This is a genomic window from Leptolyngbya sp. AN02str, from assembly GCF_050565595.1.
Lineage (GTDB): Bacteria > Cyanobacteriota > Cyanobacteriia > Elainellales > Elainellaceae > Kaiparowitsia.
The window spans coordinates 257,353-274,449 of sequence record NZ_JBNXVR010000002.1 but is presented as its reverse complement, the minus strand read 5'-3'; the positions used below and the strand labels follow the sequence as shown (position 1 = coordinate 274,449).

Below are 17,097 nucleotides of genomic sequence, written 5' to 3'. Positions count from 1 at the left end.
ATTTATATTTGCTTAGTAAAAGCTATAGAATTCGAAGCAAGAGTCGTCGAGACTGTCTGATGAGTTAAGGCTGGCATTTCATTTCCTTGGTGATTCTTTGATTCAGTAAACACCAGTCTTTGGTTGACAACCTTATGTGCAAGCCGCAAGGCTTGAGCAAGCACCTAAGGGAGCGGAGATTGTTGGATGTTTGCTGGTGAGCTGTCAAGAATCAACGGTTTTGTCTCTTTGTTCTCGACGCTCAAGCCACGGGGCATATTTTCATTCAACAAGATGCGGTCCTATGGCTCTAAGGTGAGGCAGGTCAGTCGTTGTCTTAATAAAAAATCTATGTGAGCTCAAGCAGCTAGGGTTACGTTTCCTCTGATGGCAAAATCCGATCGCACGGTTCTGGTTATTGATGGCTTTCACGGCACGGCTGATACTTATCAAGGGCTGCTGAAACAGATTGCTGAGGTGTCGTACCAAGTTTTGGTAGAGCCTCTTGGGAGTCAAGGTTTGGCGCTGCTCCAGTCTCAGGATGTGGGTGCCATTTTGCTGGAGGCTCGCTCGATTGGGGCTCGTGGCTTAGGGGAGGTGAGGGCGCTCACGGCCGAACTGGGGAAGCGTTGTCCTCCTATTGTGGTGATTGGGGATAATGATGCGGGCTTGGCTGTGCAGGCCATGAAGGCGGGCGCGGCAGATTACTTGGTGATTGACCAGATGACGGCGGAGTCGCTACATCAGGCTATCTCTACAGCGATGGCCTCGGGGGATGTGGCTGACGGGGATGCGGCTGATGGGAATGCGGCTTTGGTGCGATCGCACCCGGTAACATCGTCCGATCGCTGCGTGGCCAAAGAGCGCTATCGCGCCCTGTTCAACTCAATTCGAGAGGGCTTCTGCATTTTGCAGATGATTTTTGATGAAGCCCAGCGGCCGATTGACTACCGCTATCTCGAAATCAACTCCGTGTTTGAAGAGCAAACGGGGTTGAAGAATGTGCTGGGGAAGCGGGTGCGTGAGCTGGTTCCCGATTTGGAGCCGTTTTGGTTTGAAATTTACGGAACGGTGGCGCTCACAGGAGAGCCGGTTCATTTTGTGGATCATGCCAGGGCGATGGGCCGCTGGTTTGAGGTGAATGCCTTTCGCATTGACGAGCCGCACGAGCATCGGGTGGGGCTGCTGTTCAAAGACATTACCAAGCGCAAAGAGGCCGAAGCAATTGTGGCGGCAGATTTGCGGGATACCCAACTGCTGCGAGATTTGGGCGAACGGCTATCCACTGAGGCAAATATTCAGTCCCTCTATGACGAAATTGTGGCGGCGGCGATCGCCCTTACCCATGCCCACGCAGGGGCTGTACAAATGTGGGATGATGCCACCCAAGAGCTGGTGCTGTTGGCTAGCCAGGGTTTTGCCCCTTCGCTTGTTGAGCAGTTCCATCGGCTAGATGCCAGCTCCAACACATCCTGTGGTCAGGCATTAAGAAGTGGCGATCGCACGATTGTTGACTGTGGTGGGGTGGAGCAAGGTAAGCCCGATGGGGCGTTGCGTCTATTGGTTGACGCAGGTTACCGATGCGCTCAGTCCACGCCGCTGATTGCGCGGTCGGGCAAGCTGCTGGGCATGGTGTCTACCCATTGGCACGAATCGTACCAACCGAGCGATCGCGAGCTGCGATTTTTAGATCTGCTGGCTCGTCAGGCTGCCGACTTGATTGAACAACGGCTGGCCGAGCAAGTGTTGCGCCAGTCCGAAGAAAAGTACCGCCTGCTCTTCACCGAAATGGATGAAGGCTACTGCATTGCCGAAGTTATTTTCGATGAATACGACAATGCGGTGGATTACCGCATAATCGATACCAACCCCCAGTTTGAGCGGTTGACGGGCCTCTCGCGCGAACTGGCCTTAAGTGGCAAAACCATTCGCACCCTTGCGCCCGAGCTGGAAGAGCATTGGTATCAAATTTATGGGCAAGTTGCCCGCACCGGGGAGCCAATCCGATTTGAGCAGTACGCCGAAGGTTGGGGTCGCTGGTACGACGTGTACGCCTTTCGGGTCGAAGAGCCAGAAAAGCGGCGAGTGGCCATTCTCTACAACGACATTACCAACCGCAAACGCACCGAAACTCAGTTGCGATCGTCGGAAGAATGGCTGCGGCTGGCCTCCCATGCTGCCCAGTTTGGCATTTACGAATTTTTGCCAGAGACGCGGCAGGTTAAGTGGTCGCCACTGCTAAAGACCATGCACGGCCTGCCCGAAGATGCCGAAGTCACCTGCGAACTGTTTGCCGAGCTATTTCATCCTGCCGATCGCGACAAGGCGTTGCGTTATCTGGAAGAATCGGTGCAGCCCGATGCACCCTCCTCCTATGAGTACGAGTTTCGCATTGTGCGGCGAACGGATGGCGAAGTTCGCTGGATTCTCGACAAGGGACAGGTATTTTTTGAAGGGGAGGGAGCGCAGCGTCGCGCCATGCGAGTTGTGGGAGTGGCGCAGGACATTACCGAGCGCAAGCAGGCCGAAATTCAGCTTTACGACTCGGAGGCGCGGTATCGGGCGCTGGTGGATCAGGCGGTGGTGGGGGTTGCCTATGCGGTGGTGGGTGAAAACAGCCTGCTCTCCAACCAGCAGTATTGCGATATTACGGGCTACACCGCCGAAGAATTGCAGCATGTTCGCATGCACGACATTACGCATCCCGATGATTTGCCCTACAACGCCGAACTCTACGATCGTCTAATAACAGATGGCACCCCGTTCGAAATTGAAAAGCGCTACATCCGTAAGGATGGAGACATTGTATGGGTGAACAATAGCGTGTCGCTGGTGCGGGATTTTGAAGGAAATCCCAAGTTTGTGCTGGCGATTGTGCTGGATATCACAGCACGCAAACAAGCGGAAGAAGCGGCTCGCGAGGCGGCTGCCGATTTTCAGGCGATCGCCAATCTGGTGCCCGATCTGCTGTGGCGCAACGACGCATCTGGGCATTCCAGTTGGTTTAACCAGCGGTGGTTGGACTACACCGGGCAAACGATGGAAGAGGCTCAGGGCTATGGCTGGCTGGCTGCCATTCATCCCGATGATCAGGCGGAATCGTTGGCCAAGTTTCAGGCTGCGGTGGAGCAATGTGCCCCCTTGCGAGATCAGCATCGCATTCGCGGTACCGATGGCAACTACCGCTGGTTCCTCATTCAAGCCGAGCCCGCCTTGGATACCGACGGTCGGATCACACAGTGGTTTGGCGCGGCCAGTGATATTCACGATCAGCAAGTGGCGATTTTGGCTTTGCAGGAGAGTGAACGGCAGCTTGAGGAGCGGACGGCCTTGCTGGAACGGGCTCAGCGGGTCGGCAAGATGGGGCACTGGGTGTATGATGCTGCTTCTCACGATCTGTTCTGGTCGATCGAAGCTCGTCGCATTATGGTCGGCGAGAGTGAATTTGAGCTGAGTTATGAATCGGCGGCCAGTCTGGTTCACCCTGACGATCTGCCTCAACTACAGGAGGCTATGACGGGGGCGATCGCTGAGCAGCGACCCCTAGAGGCAGAGCATCGCATCATTCGACCTGATGGCATAGAGCGCACGGTCTACGTTGAGGCGGATCTGGAATTTGATGAAGCCGGCCAAATGATTCGCATGTTTGGCATTGTGAGCGACATTACCGAGCGCAAACAGGCCGAAGAAGCCTTACGCCAAAGCGAAGAGCAGTTTCGGTTGTTTGTAACGGCTAGCTCCGACACGGTGTACAAAATGAGCGCCGACTGGAGCGAAATGCGGCACCTGGAGGGCAAAGATTTTCTGGTTAGTTCGGGAGCGTTTAACTATACCTGGCTGGATGCCTATATTCCTCTCGAAGATCAGGCCAACGTTCTACTCGCCGTTCAAGAGGCAGTTCGCCACAAAACAACGTTTGAGCTGGAGCATCGCGTCATTCGGCTAGATGGCAGCATTGGCTGGACCTTTTCGCGGGCGGTGCCCCTGCTAAATGAGCAGGGTGAGATTGTGGAGTGGCTTGGGACAGCCAGTGACGTGAGCGATCGCAAGTGGGCCGAGGCCACCCTGCGCGAGAGTGAAGAGCGGTTCCGCCTGATGACCAACGTTGTGCCCCAGATGGTGTGGATTACCGACTCCAGCGGGAACGTGGAATTCTTCAATAAACAGTGGAATGACTACACCGGAACAGTCGGCATACCGCAGACTGCGCAAGATGTATGTGACCATTTCATTCATCCCGATGATGCTGAGCGCACCATGGAAGTGTTTGCTGGGGCGCAGCAGGCCGGCACAACCTTTAGCGTTGAGCACCGCATTCGCTCAGCTACCGGAGAGTACCGCTGGTTTTTGGTTCGGGCTGAACCTTACTTCGATCCCGGTACGGGGGAGATTGTGCGCTGGTTTGGCACCTCCACCGACATTCACGATCGCAAGCTGACCGAGGTAACCCTGCGCGACAGCGAAGAACGGTTCCGGTTGATGGCCGATGCTGTGCCGCAAATCGTGTGGATTGCCAATTCGGCAGGCTACTACGAGTTCTTTAACCAGCAGTGGGAAAGCTACACGGGCATTCCCTTTGGGCCAGAGCTAACCGCCGAAATGGTGTCGGACTGCGTTCATCCCGATGATATCCCGCTCGCTCAGGAGTTGTTTCAACAAGCGGCGGCGGCGGGTTCAACCTACACCGTCGAGCATCGGGTGCGCTCGGCTTCGGGAGAATACCGCTGGTTTTTGGCGCGGGCGCAGCCCTCCCGTGACCCGGTTACAGGTGATATTGTGCGCTGGTTTGGCACCTCCACCGATATTCACGACTTGAAGATGGCCGAAACCCAAATGCGGGCCTCGGAAGAGCGGCTGCGTTTGGCATCGGATGCGGCGATATTTGGCATTTACGAGTACATTCCGTCCACCAATCAGCTCAACTGGTCACCCCTGCTGAAATCGTTTTATGGGTTGCCCGAGGATGCAACCATTACCTTTGATCAGTTCTTTGAGTTTATTCATCCCGACGATCGGCCCAATATGTTGGCCATGACGGAACAGTACACTCAGAACAAGAAATCGGGCTCCTATGAGCACCTGTTCCGTATTGTGCGCACGGATGGAGAAGTTCGCTGGCAGCTCGATCGCGGTCGTCTCTTTTTTACAGGCGAGGGTGAGCATCGCCAAATCGATCGGGTGATTGGCATTACGCAAGATGTGACTGAGCGCAAACGCAATGAAGAACAGGCACGCCGTGCGGCTGAGCTGGATGCATTTCGGGTAACGCTGTCGGATGCGCTGCGATCGCTCCTTGATCCTGGCGAGATTCAGTACCAGGCGTCGCGCGTGGTGGGCGAGTACATGGGGGTTGATCGGGTGTTTTACGCCGAGGTTGACACCGATGCCACCGGAGGCTACTTCAACATCAAGCCCAACTACCATAAACCAACGGTTCCCGATATTGCTGGTCGGTATTGGGTCGAGGATTTTACCACCGTTTCCTTTGTGGAAATGCTAGCTGGGCATACGTTGGTGGTGAACAACGTAGAGCAGGAGCCCCGGTTTACCGAGGCGGAGCGCCAACTGAACCTGGAGGTGCAGGCTCAGGCGTTTATTTGCGTGCCGCTGACCAAAGAAGGACGGTTGATTGCCATCTTTGCCGTGCACCAAACCGAGCCACGCAATTGGACGGATGACGAAATTGCCCTGATGGAAGAGACGGCTGAGCGCACTTGGTCGGTGGTGGAACGGGCCATGGTAGAGCAGGCATTGCGCGACAGCGAAGAACGACAGGCGTATTTGCTTAAGCTGAGTGATGCGTTGCGATCGCTTAGCTCTGCCGACGAGATTAAGGCCGTAGCCAGCCAGGTACTGGGAGAACATTTGCAGGTGGATCGGGCCTACTATGCCGAAGTAGAACCCGACGACGAACACATCGTCAATCCAGACAATTACTACTCCAGCGATCGCGTGCCCAGCATTGCAGGCCGACATCGCATTCGCGACTACAGCGCCTATGTTTTCCAAGAGTTGCGAGCCAACCGTCCCATCATCATTTCCGATACGCAGACGGTGCCCGCAGACTCCGAAGCCGAACGGGCAGCCTATCAAGCCATTCATGTTGGTGCTGCGATCGCCTATCCCCTCGTCAAGGCGGGTCGGCTGTTGGCAACCCTGGGCGTTACTCAAGCTACCCCACGCCAGTGGACCGAAACCGAAGTCGCGCTGGTGCGAGAAACTGCCGACCGCACCTGGGCTGCCGTGGAGCGCGCCCGCACCGAGGCCGCCCTGCGGGAATCGGAAGGACGGTATCGCAACCTGTTTACGTCCATTGATGAAGGATACCTGCTGAGTGAAGTCATCTTGGATGAGTACAACCAGCCCGTCGATATCCTGTACTTGGATGCAAACCCTTCGGCGATCGCCATGCTGGGGCAAGACTTCACCGGGCGTCGGCTCAGTGAGATAGAGCTGGACTACGACAAGCCGTACTGGTGTGAGCTCTTTGGCCGAGTCGTTCGCACCGGACAGGGTGAACGGTTAGAAGGATATTCCGAGCCCCACAATTGTTGGTTTGACTTTTACATGTTTCAGGCAGGCGAACCGGGCAGCAACCGCGTAGCCTCTGTCTTCCAAGACATTACGAGGCGCAAGCGTCGCGAAGCCAACTTATCCCTGATGTCGGACATTGTGGAAGATCTGTCGCGCCTATCTACCGTTGACGAGATCTTTCAAGTCGTGGGGGCCAAGCTGGGGGCTCATCTTAACCTGGCGACCTGCCACTTCGCCGAAATTGACGAAGCCGGCGATCGCTCCACGGTCTCAGAAGGATGGCGAGTGCCCGAAGTGCCCGACATCTCTGGGGTGTATCGCATGTCCGAGTTTTTTGATGTGGAGGTAAAGCACTGTCTGCGAGCGGGGCAAACCTTCATCATTCGGGATGCGCAAAACGATGCGCGCCTTAATCGGGCGGGGTATGCCGACTTGGGTATTGCCGCTGGAGTGACGGTGCCATTTCACCATGCGGGTGAGTGGCGATACGTCATGGTCGTGACGACATCCCATGTGCGCGATTGGCGCGACGACGAAATTGAGCTGATTCAAGACTTGGCGAATCGTATCTTTCCGCGACTGGAGCGGGCTCGTGCCGAGGCGGCTCTGCGGTTATCCGAAGAAAAATACCGATCGCTGTTTAACTCGATTGATGAAGGATTTTGTCTGGTTCAAATGCTGTTTGACCCGATGGGCAGACCTTACGACTATCGCTTTTTGGAAGTCAACACGGCGTTTGAAGTGCAGACCGGGTTGGTTAATGTGTTGGGCAAAACGGCTCGGGAACTGGTGCCTGAGCACGAGGACTATTGGTTTGAAGCCTATGGCAATGTGGCGCTTACAGGAGAACCTACCCGGTTTGAGAACTTGGCCGAGCAATTGGATGGTCGATATTACGATGTTTACTCGTTCCGAATTGGTGAGCCACACGAACGCAAGGTTGCCATTTTATTTAAGGACATTACTGATCGCAAACGCCGCGAAAAAATGGCCTTGCTACTGGCCGAAATTGCCAGTGATTTTGCTCGGCTCTCCACGCCCGAAGACATCATGCAGGTAGCTGGTGCAAAAATGAGTGAATATTTGGATATTGCGGCCTGCAACTTTGGTGTGGTGGATGAATCGCAATCCACGCTGACGATTAACTACGAGTGGCGAGATAGCAAAGCTCCCAATCTGCTGCGCACCTACGACTTGAATGAGTATGTTACCGATGCGTTTGGGGCGACTTGTCGTGCTGGCCAGATGATGGTGGTGCGCGATACCCAAAACGACTCACGGACTCATGCAGACCACTATGCCGCGCTGAATATTCACGCATTTGTTACGGTTCCCCATCTTCATCATGGGGAGTGGCGATCGTTTGTGTCGGTGATTGACACCAAGCCGCGTAACTGGCGAAAAGATGAGCTGGATCTGATTCAAGAGCTGGCGGCTCGCATCTTTCCCCGGTTGGAGCGGGCTCGTGCCGAGGCGGCGCTGCGCGATAGCGAGGCGCGTCTTTCGTTGGAGTTGGCCGATGCCAAGCGGCTTCAGCACATTAGTACCCAACTGATGCAGGAAGATGATGTCAATCAGCTGTATGAGCAAATTTTGGATGCGGCGATCGCCCTTATGCATGCCGATATGGGCAGCTTGCAAAGCCTAGATCCCGAGCGAGGTGCGCTGCATCTCATGCACTCACGCGGATTCCACCCAGATTCGGCGGCTTACTGGGAGTGGGTCGGGTATGATTCCCATGCATCCTGTGGAATTGCCCTAACCACGGGCGATCGCGTGATTGTGCCTGATATTGATAGCTGTGATCTCATTGTGGGCACCGAAGATCATCCCATCTTCCAAAAATCCAACATTCGCGCCGTGCAAACCACGCCGCTGATTTCTCGGAATGGCCGACTGGTGGGCATGATTTCAACCCATTGGTGCAAGCCCTACCACCCCTCGGAGCGCGAGCTGAACCTATTTGATGTGCTGGCTCGCCAAGCTGCTGACTTGGTGGAGCAACGCCAAGCCGAAATTGCGCTACAAGAATCGGAAGAACGGTTGCGGCGGGCGATCGCCATCGAAACAGTCGGCATTGTGTTTTTTGACCTAAAAGGACCCATTACCGAAGCCAACGAAGCCTTTTTGCACATGAGTGGCTACAGCCATGCGGATATTGAAGCTGGGCAGCTCAACTGGAGCGGCCTCACCCCGGCAGAGCATTGGGAAACGGCTTTGAAGGCGTTTGCTGAGTTGGAGACAACAGGCCGCACGACCCCCTACGAAAAAGAACTGATTCGCAAAGACGGATCGCGCTGGTGGGGATTGTGTGCTGCCACCTCGCTCAACAGTAGCGAAGTCGTGCAGTTTATTGTCGATATTAGCGATCGCAAGCAGGCAGAGCAGGCCCGCGAAAAATGGGCACAGGAACTCAATCAACTCAACCAACGTTTAGAACAGCTGACAGGAGACCTGAGCGAACGCAACCAGGAACTCAATCAGTTTGCCTATATTGTGTCCCATGACTTAAAAGCGCCATTGCGAGGCGCTCGCAACCTGGCAGAGTGGCTGCAAGAAGACCTGGAAGGACAAATTCCACCAGACAACCAAGAACAACTCCAGCTCATGGTGCGCCAAGTAGATCGCATGGATGCGCTCATTAGCGACTTGCTAGAGTACTCGCGAGCCGGACGCACCAACCAACAAGTTGAACTGGTGGATGTGGGCAACATGGTCGAAGAACTCAAACTGGCCTGGGCGCTCCCACCCGAAATAAAACTTCGGTTTACGACCCCAACTCCCACATTTGACGCCAGACGCTTGAACCTGGAGCAGGTACTCTCCAATCTGATTGGGAACGCCATTAAGTACGGCTGCGAAAACCAGCAAGGAGAAGTCACGATCGCCATTCAAGAGCATCCCGACTGGTATGAATTTGCGATCGCCGACAAAGGGCCTGGCATTGAGCCTATGTACCACGAGCGCATCTTTGGCGTGTTTGAAACACTCCAACCCAAAGCAGACACCGGTAGCACTGGAATTGGACTGGCGATCGTGAAAAAACTGATCGAAGCCGAAGGCGGCAGCATTTGGGTGGACTCGCAACCCGGAGCCGGAGCCACATTCTACTTCACCTGGCCCAAAGCTCCACACCCCTAACCCCCATCCCTAACCCCTACCCCCGCTCCCCATCCGGCTCCACCCATAAACCTGATCCCACCCCAACCGATGCGAAGCGGCCTCACCCCTCCCATCAATCAACCCCTTTGCCGAGGGAGGGTCTGGGAGGGACGGGCTGCCGTCTCTCCCAGTCAGGGGGTTTGGGGGGCGACGCGCCCCCAAGCCAAACCTTGAACTCCCATTCCCCAACCTCCCATACCCCCCAACCCCCCACCAGAGACCCTATTCACCACGTCAGTTTCGGTTAAGGGCTTTTCTGAGGCTTGCGCGGTGCGCAAACCTCAGAAGTGCCCATTTTTGTGTGCGCGTCGCGCACAAAAAAATGGGCACTTCAGCTTATCCAAAACTCAGGCTATTCACCCAATTCTTTCCCTTCATTTTTGGGGAGGGTGAATTGTTATTGCAGCGCCACACCACAACTCACGCAAGAGATCTATTCAACAGACCCAAGACTACGGCTTCTCAACCGTGAGAGCGTCTAACCGCAGCTGATGGTCAGGGCTCAGCAGCTGGTAAAACGCCAACAGCACAACCCCAACAATGCCCAACGCTGCCCCCGCCGCAATCATCATGGTTTTTCCTGAATGGGTCAGGACTTATCCTAATGCGCTGATCCCATTTCAACGAGGTGTTCATGACACGGTGTTCATGAATCTAGGTGTTCATGACACTGGAGCCCTTAAGCATTTTGCCGAGGGCGAAGTTGAGACGCATTGGTAGCAAACCACTTTTGGGCGAGAGAGCCAATCACCATCGCAACTAAAAACAGCACTGGGTTCCACACTCCCAAAACCAGCGCGGTAATGGCTGGTCCAGGACAATAGCCGGAAATGCCCCAACCAATGCCAAAAATCGCGGCACCCACGATTAGTGATGCATCAAGCCCCTGCTTGGTAGGGATATAGAAGCGATCGCCCAACAAAGGATGCTGCCGTCGTAAAACAAACCGAAACGCAATCACGGTGACTCCCACAGCACCGCCCAGTACAAAGAGCAAAGTGGGATCCCAAATGCCCGCCACGTCTAAAAAGCCCAAAACGCGATCGCGATCGATCATTTGCGATAGGCCCAACCCCAAGCCAAACAAAGTGCCCGAAAGTAATGCAACAAGATGAAGTTTCATCGTCATGTTCCGTCTCGTAAGTCTCTATGGACTTACGCAAGTCCACTAAATCTGGTGGGTTTATGTTGTGGGTGGGGTGCTTCGCACCCCACCCACAACATAAATGCGTAAGTCCTGTCTCTGTCAGCGTTCTTAAATTGAACGGCTCTGTTCAAACATTTGCCGCTTTCTTGGGCCAGGTTAGGTCAAGTTGTCGAGAAAATCCAACACCCGTGAGCGAACTCACACGATATGGTTAACTCACAACGCCATGACGCATCACAAACACAGTCAGCATGCCAGTTCCCAAAAAGACGAGAACCGCCACGAGCGATCGCATCGACAGCCGCCCCAAACCACATACTCCGTGGCCACTCGTACAACCATTGCCCATACGGGTTCCCCAACCCACCAATAGCCCACCGACAATCATCGAAATCGGGGAAAATGTTGAATGAGGAGTGGGTGCTGTGGCTAGCCCGTACTCATACACCAACGCGCCCAGCAACAACCCTGCAATAAAGCTCCAGCGCCACATCTCCTGCCGTGCAAACGTCATGGCCCCATTGACCATACCGCTAATGCCAGCAATGCGACCGCTTCCTAACAACAGAACCGTTGCACTGATGCCAATGAATATCCCACCCATCAAGGCTGTTGGCCAGTTGAATGCTGCCATCCTGTGTGAACCTTTCGTGTGTACAAGACTATACTACCGTATGGCAATATAATAAAGATAGCCTACTTCACCAAACGCGTTTTATGCCTACCAAGTCTCCCAAAGCCACAGTTTCCCTACCCCGAAGCTCAGACGATTGTGGGATTGCCAAGCTCTCTCCCGAAGCGTTGAGCCTGATGGCAGATTTTTTCAAAGTCCTGTCGGAAGTGAGTCGGCTACAAATTGTGTGTTCGCTCAAAACAGGTGCCAAAAACGTAACCGAGATTATTGAAGATACAGGATTGGGGCAAGCCAATGTCTCCAAGCATTTGAAAATGCTGTCTCAGGCAGGTGTGGTTGCCCGCGAGCAACGTGGAGTGTGTGTCTACTACCGAATTGCCAATCCGTTTCTGTTTGAGCTATGCGACTTGGTGTGTGATGCATTGGCGATTCAAGTTGAGCAGCAAAGCCAACAGCTACAACAGCTGTCGAACCTACGCCAGCGTTAATGTCACCGTTGGGATTTGGAGACGCCCTTGGTGACGATTTGAACGGTATCGTTTATCGGTTTACTGCATGAATCGTTGCATGATAGAACCATGCAACGATTCATGCTTTCAAGAACTATGCCTTGACCCACCGATGCTGCACCTAATCGTTAAGCAAACGAAACGCGTTCAATGGTGCATTCTGCGAAGCGATGGGTTGACCAAATCTCAAGACGTTAGTGTCGAACGAGTTTCTGCAACGGTTTTAGAACATCTGCTTCAAATCCTTCCCCCTTGAGCATACGGTTCCAATACAGCCAGGGCAGTACGTGAGCCTTGGCAAGATACATGGAATAACGCTCTTTTGTGGGATCTAGCGGAAAGGATGGGGCCAGTTTTCCGCCATAGGCAAATTCCGCCATGATGGTGGAATGATAGCCTGTGATCAGAGGACAGCAGGTGTAGCCATCGTACTGAGCATGAAAGGGCTGCGATCGCATCCTTGACAGCAAGTTTTGCACGGCGATCGGAGCCTCCTTACGAACGGCAGCAGCTGTTTTGGAGGTTGGCAGTGATGATGCATCGCCCAGTGCAAACACATTGGGGTAGCGGGTGTGCTGCAACGTTTCTGGGTGAACGTCGATCCATCCGCCAGCGCCAGCTAAGGGACTGTGCTTCACAAAATCTGGCGGGCTCATCGGTGGCGTAACGTGAATCATGTCGTAGTGGATGCTCACTTCATGCACGCCGCTATCTGTGGTCACGTCAAAAATTGCTTCTTGAGTGTCTGCTTTGATGGCTTTGAGATTGTGTTTGAATTTGGTGGTAATTCCGCGTCGAGCGACGACTGTATCTAGCGCTGCCGAGTATTCCGGCACGGAGAACATGCTTGCCGTAGCGGTACAAAACATGACCGTGGTGTTGACCCCAACCCCACTTTTGCTCTTAAAGGTGTCATCTGCCATGTACATTACCTTTTGTGGCGCGCCACCGCATTTAATGGGTGTGGCCGGTTGAGTAAAGAGGGCATTGCCTCCCCTAAAGGTTTGAATGGTTTCCCAGGTGTAGGGTGCGTAGTCTTTGGAGTAGTTGCTTGTGACTCCAGCTTTTCCCAGGGCTTCTGGCAAACCCTGAATCAGATGCCAGTCAAGTTGAATACCAGGGCACAGCACTAAATATTCATAGGCGATCGCCTGCCCTGCCTGAGTTACGACCGTATTGTGGTCGGGGTCTAGCTGGGCAACTCGCGCTTGAATCCAGGTCGCTCCATCGGGAATCACATCTCTCTCATCGCGAACAAACTTCGAGATGGGAAAAACACCACCGCCAACCAACGTCCACCCCGGTTGATAGTAGTGCTTATCCGAGGGTTCGATAATTGCAACATCTAGGCTGCGGTCGTGCTTGAGCAACTGGGCGGCAACGGTAATGCCAGCGGCTCCGCCTCCCACAATCACAATTTGATGATGGATGGGTGAGAGATTGGGCTGTGCCTCGTGTGAATCTATCGCGGTCGAGGTCGCAGAGGAGGATTGAACAGATTGCAGGTTTTGTGAGGTTGATGTCACAGACTTTCTTCAAATATCCTTTGTGAGTGTGGAGTCAATGCGTATAAAGCCAATGCGTGCGGGCCTGAGCTTCAAAAGGGGACACATCATTAAGGCCAACATACTACTGAGTATTCCTGCGGTTCATCTGCATTCAATAAATCTTTAAAGCTGTGGAGTGGGGAGTGATATTTGGGCCAGGGTTCGCGGACTACAGCCTTAGCCTGCACCCACGACATCACGACTGTTTGCGGCTACTACAGCGATAGCCAGTTTGATTAGGGCATGTGGAGGGATGGATTCGCCATCCCTCCACATGCCCTTGTTTCAACTACGCTGGCGACAGCTATAAATTTCGTTGACATTTCATAAAACTAGAATAATGTCATATTGCTATATGGTAATTTAATAGGGTAAAGCCTTGATGGGGTGCAATCGCATGGATTGCGAGCTGCACCGAGTTAGTGGTCGTTTCTTTGCAGTGTCGAAATGGGCAAGATTTATGAATCAGCACGTGACGGATCGTTGCGCTGATAGGCAAATTGTGCGATCGCTCAAACGCTACATTCCAGCATTAGACTGGTTGCGACACTACCAAGCGCGATATTGGATAGGGGATGTCACAGCAGGCATTATTGTTGCGAGTTTGCTGATTCCCCAAAGTATGGGCTATGCGCTGCTTGCAGGGTTGCCGCCGCAGATTGGCCTTTACGCCAGTATCGCGCCGCCAATTTTGTATCCCCTGTTTGGAACCAGTCGAGTGTTGGCTGTGGGGCCAGTTGCGGTCGATTCACTGATGGTGGCTGCGGCGATCGCCTCCTTGGCGGCTCCGGATACGCCTCAATACTTGGAATTGGCGATCGCGCTTGCCTGTTTAGTCGGAGTGATTGAGATTGGTTTTGGGCTGCTACGACTGGGATTTTTGGTAAATTTCCTCAGCCGTTCGGTGATTTCTGGCTTTGTGAGCGGGGCGGCGATCATCATCGCCTTTAGCCAAATCAAACACTTATTTGGCTTAACCATTCCATCCACCGAATCATTCTTTGTACTGTTATCCAATCTGATTCGCGCCTTGCCGAGTATGAATGGAATAACATTTATGATTGGCATCCTCAGTATTGTGATTTTGCTATATTTCAACAATCCACTGGTTTACCAATTAAAGCGATTGGGGTGGAGCGACCAAAAGATTCTTCCAGTCTCTAAAAGCGCACCTCTGCTGGTTCTTATAGTGGGGACTGGGTTGGTGTGGGCGTTGGGTTTAGATCAGGTGGCGGCAGTTAGGGTGGTGGGCAGTATTCCATCTGGTTTGCCCGCAATTCATTGGTCTGTGCTGAATGGTGCAATGCTGCGATCGCTGCTGCCGCCGGCACTGGCGATCGCGCTTGTAGGCTATATGGAAGGCTTTGCTGGAGGCCAAGCCCTAGCCAGCAAACGCCGAGAAAAAATTGATGCCAATCAAGAATTGATTGCCTTTGGGGTGTCGAACCTGGGAGCCTCATTCTTGGGAGGCTACCCGGTCACGGGTGGGTTGAGCCGCTCGGTGGTGAACTTTGCGGCAGGCGCAAACACAGGCCTTGCCTCCATCATTACCGGACTGCTGATTGCCGTCACCGTTCTGTTTTTAACGCCGTTGTTTTACTTTTTGCCCCAGGCAAGTTTGGCGGCCATTATTATCACTGCGGTGTATAAGCTGGTGGATTTTGCCACCCTAAAGCGCATGTGGACGTACGACAAGGCAGATGCGATCGCCTGGATTGCTACGTTTGCGGCGGTACTCTCGCTGGGGGTGGAAAAGGGCATTATGCTGGGGGCGCTGATTGCTCTGTCGCTGCATTTATGGCGCACAAGTAAACCCCACATTGCAATCGTGGGTCGCCTAGGCGAATCAGAGCATTTTCGAAATGAGCTGCGCTACTCGGTAAAAACGAATCCCCATGTGCTGGCGGTCCGAGTAGATGAAAGCCTGTATTTCGCCAATGCCAAGTATTTGGAGAGTTATTTGACCCATGCGATCGCCGATCGTCCAGAGGTGAAAAAAATTGTATTGGTGTGTAGCGCGATTAATGTCATTGATGCCAGCGCCTTAGAGCTGTTGGAAAGCCTAATTGCAGATTTTCGGAGTTTGGGCATTCAGTTTTATTTTTCAGAAGTGAAGGGTCCCGTGATGGATAAGCTGAAGCACATTGGCTTTGTGAATTACCTCGGCCCAGATCACTTCTTCCTATCCACCGATCAAGCCATGCGCGAGTTGGCTGGCATTTAGGTGATGTGAGTTCCAGGTACGAAATTTTCTGCTCTGATAGATAGCTTTGATGGATGGCTAGTAATTCAAGCTGCGATCGCTTCTTGTAATGCTGCTGGGAATTGAATCCTCGCTGATGTTTCCCCTCGAAGGAACGTCCACGTTGCTCATAAAAAACCCTCTCGTGTGGATCAGCACGCGAGAGGGACGGATTAAAGGATTAGGTGAGCGTCTAAATCATTGGAAAGCCTGAACTATGCAGAAACGGCAACTTTGCCGCAGCGCTCGTTGGCGGGCACTGCTTCCATAATCTTTTTGGGATTGGGCAACTTCAAGTTACTCATCAAATCGATAAAGCTATCGCGGTTGTGCCCTGCAAAGCGCGGGTTCCATTGCTTCTCTTCGCCAATCGTAGAGACGGTTTCGCCTTTGTAATCATGCCCTGGATAAACGAGTGTGTCATCTGGCAGGGTGAACAATCGCTCGGTTACCGAATCGAACATGGCACCCGAATCTCCACTCTGAAAGTCGGTGCGGCCACAACCCCGAATGAAGAGCGAATCGCCTGTGAGAACGTGAGTTCCATTGATGAGGTAGGCCATGTGGCTGTCGGTATGCCCAAGGGTGGCGATCGCCTCAATATGTACAGAGCCCATTTGCACCTGTTCCCCATCCTGAATAAAGCGATCGGCACATGCTGCCTTTGCATTGGCAGGAACAATGCTTTGGCATCCGGTGATTTCGCGGAGCTTGCCGCTTCCAGTAATGTGGTCAGCGTGGATATGGGTTTCGAGGCAATAGCGTAGGGTTAGCCCCAACTCTTGCAGAATTCGCAAATCGCGCTCTACTTGCTCGGCAACCGGATCGACCAAAATTGCTTCGTTGGTTTCCGGGTCAGCGATGAGGTAGGTGTAAGTCCAGGTTGCTTCGTCGAAGAGCTGGCGAAATAGCATAGTGCGTTCTCCTGCTAGAGGTTGTGAATGGATAAGAAGTGTTGTGTATGGGTTTGAAGAGGCTGGCGGGCGGTTTCCGGAGAGTGAAGATGAAGGCCAACGCCAGCAGAGAGAGAGAGAAAAGCCTCGTTACCTTTACTTGTTATATTACCACATGGTTATTTAATGAGGAGTGGGTTTCAGGTTTCTTGAGTTACCGCAAGCACCCAGCTGATTGGGAACAAGTTTGAAAGACGAGTCTGCTTTGACAATTTCTGGCTTGAATAACGTCAGTTTCGGTTAGGAGCTTTTCTGAGGTTTGCCCGTCGCGCACGCAAAAATGGGCGCTTCAGCTTATCCAAAACTCAGTTGGACTTACGCATTGGTGTTGTGGGTAGGGTGCCAAGCGCCCTACCCACAACACCAACACACCAGATTTAGTGGGCTTGC

General features: G+C 53.3%; 7 protein-coding genes. 3 read left to right on the top strand and 4 right to left on the bottom strand.

The window, feature by feature from the left end; all coding sequences use genetic code 11:
- Positions 1 to 366 precede the first annotated feature (366 nt).
- Entirely contained in the window at positions 367 to 9,654 is a 9,288-nt protein-coding gene (locus tag ACQ4M4_RS02900) for a PAS domain S-box protein (protein ID WP_430682954.1), read from the top strand.
- 700 nt (positions 9,655 to 10,354) lie between these two features.
- Here ACQ4M4_RS02900 and ACQ4M4_RS02895 read toward each other — a convergent pair.
- Both ACQ4M4_RS02895 and ACQ4M4_RS02890 read right to left on the bottom strand, forming a co-directional pair.
- Complete coding sequence (locus tag ACQ4M4_RS02895; RefSeq protein WP_430682953.1) at positions 10,355 to 10,798, bottom strand: DUF6691 family protein; 444 nt, start codon at positions 10,796 to 10,798, stop codon at positions 10,355 to 10,357.
- Between the two features lie 235 nt (positions 10,799 to 11,033).
- A complete protein-coding gene (locus ACQ4M4_RS02890; RefSeq protein ID WP_430682952.1) occupies positions 11,034 to 11,456 on the bottom strand; it encodes a YeeE/YedE family protein in 423 nt (140 codons plus the stop codon).
- A gap of 83 nt (positions 11,457 to 11,539) precedes the next feature.
- On the opposite strand from ACQ4M4_RS02890, the gene ACQ4M4_RS02885 reads away from it, so the two are divergent.
- Positions 11,540 to 11,944 carry an ArsR/SmtB family transcription factor gene (locus ACQ4M4_RS02885; RefSeq protein ID WP_430682951.1) on the top strand — a complete coding sequence of 135 codons (405 nt, stop codon included), beginning with the start codon at positions 11,540 to 11,542 and terminating at the stop codon, positions 11,942 to 11,944.
- A gap of 215 nt (positions 11,945 to 12,159) precedes the next feature.
- Here the strand turns inward: ACQ4M4_RS02885 and ACQ4M4_RS02880 are convergent, their stop codons facing one another.
- On the bottom strand, positions 12,160 to 13,491 hold the full coding sequence (locus ACQ4M4_RS02880; RefSeq protein WP_430682950.1) for an FAD-dependent oxidoreductase: 1,332 nt from the start codon (positions 13,489 to 13,491) through the stop codon (positions 12,160 to 12,162).
- Positions 13,492 to 13,984: 493 nt separating this feature from the next.
- On the opposite strand from ACQ4M4_RS02880, the gene ACQ4M4_RS02875 reads away from it, so the two are divergent.
- Entirely contained in the window at positions 13,985 to 15,736 is a 1,752-nt protein-coding gene (locus ACQ4M4_RS02875; protein ID WP_430682949.1) for a SulP family inorganic anion transporter, read from the top strand.
- A gap of 233 nt (positions 15,737 to 15,969) precedes the next feature.
- Here ACQ4M4_RS02875 and ACQ4M4_RS02870 read toward each other — a convergent pair whose 3' ends face one another.
- Positions 15,970 to 16,668, bottom strand: coding sequence for an MBL fold metallo-hydrolase (locus tag ACQ4M4_RS02870; protein WP_430682948.1), 699 nt, complete (start codon positions 16,666 to 16,668; stop codon positions 15,970 to 15,972).
- Positions 16,669 to 17,097 lie beyond the last annotated feature (429 nt).

Coding starts and splice junctions, on each gene's coding strand:
- ACQ4M4_RS02900 (WP_430682954.1), top strand. CDS start 367: ATGGCAAAATCCGATCGCACGGTTCTGGTTATTGATGGCTTTCACGGC.
- ACQ4M4_RS02895 (WP_430682953.1), bottom strand. CDS start 10,798: ATGAAACTTCATCTTGTTGCATTACTTTCGGGCACTTTGTTTGGCTTG.
- ACQ4M4_RS02890 (WP_430682952.1), bottom strand. CDS start 11,456: ATGGCAGCATTCAACTGGCCAACAGCCTTGATGGGTGGGATATTCATT.
- ACQ4M4_RS02885 (WP_430682951.1), top strand. CDS start 11,540: ATGCCTACCAAGTCTCCCAAAGCCACAGTTTCCCTACCCCGAAGCTCA.
- ACQ4M4_RS02870 (WP_430682948.1), bottom strand. CDS start 16,668: ATGCTATTTCGCCAGCTCTTCGACGAAGCAACCTGGACTTACACCTAC.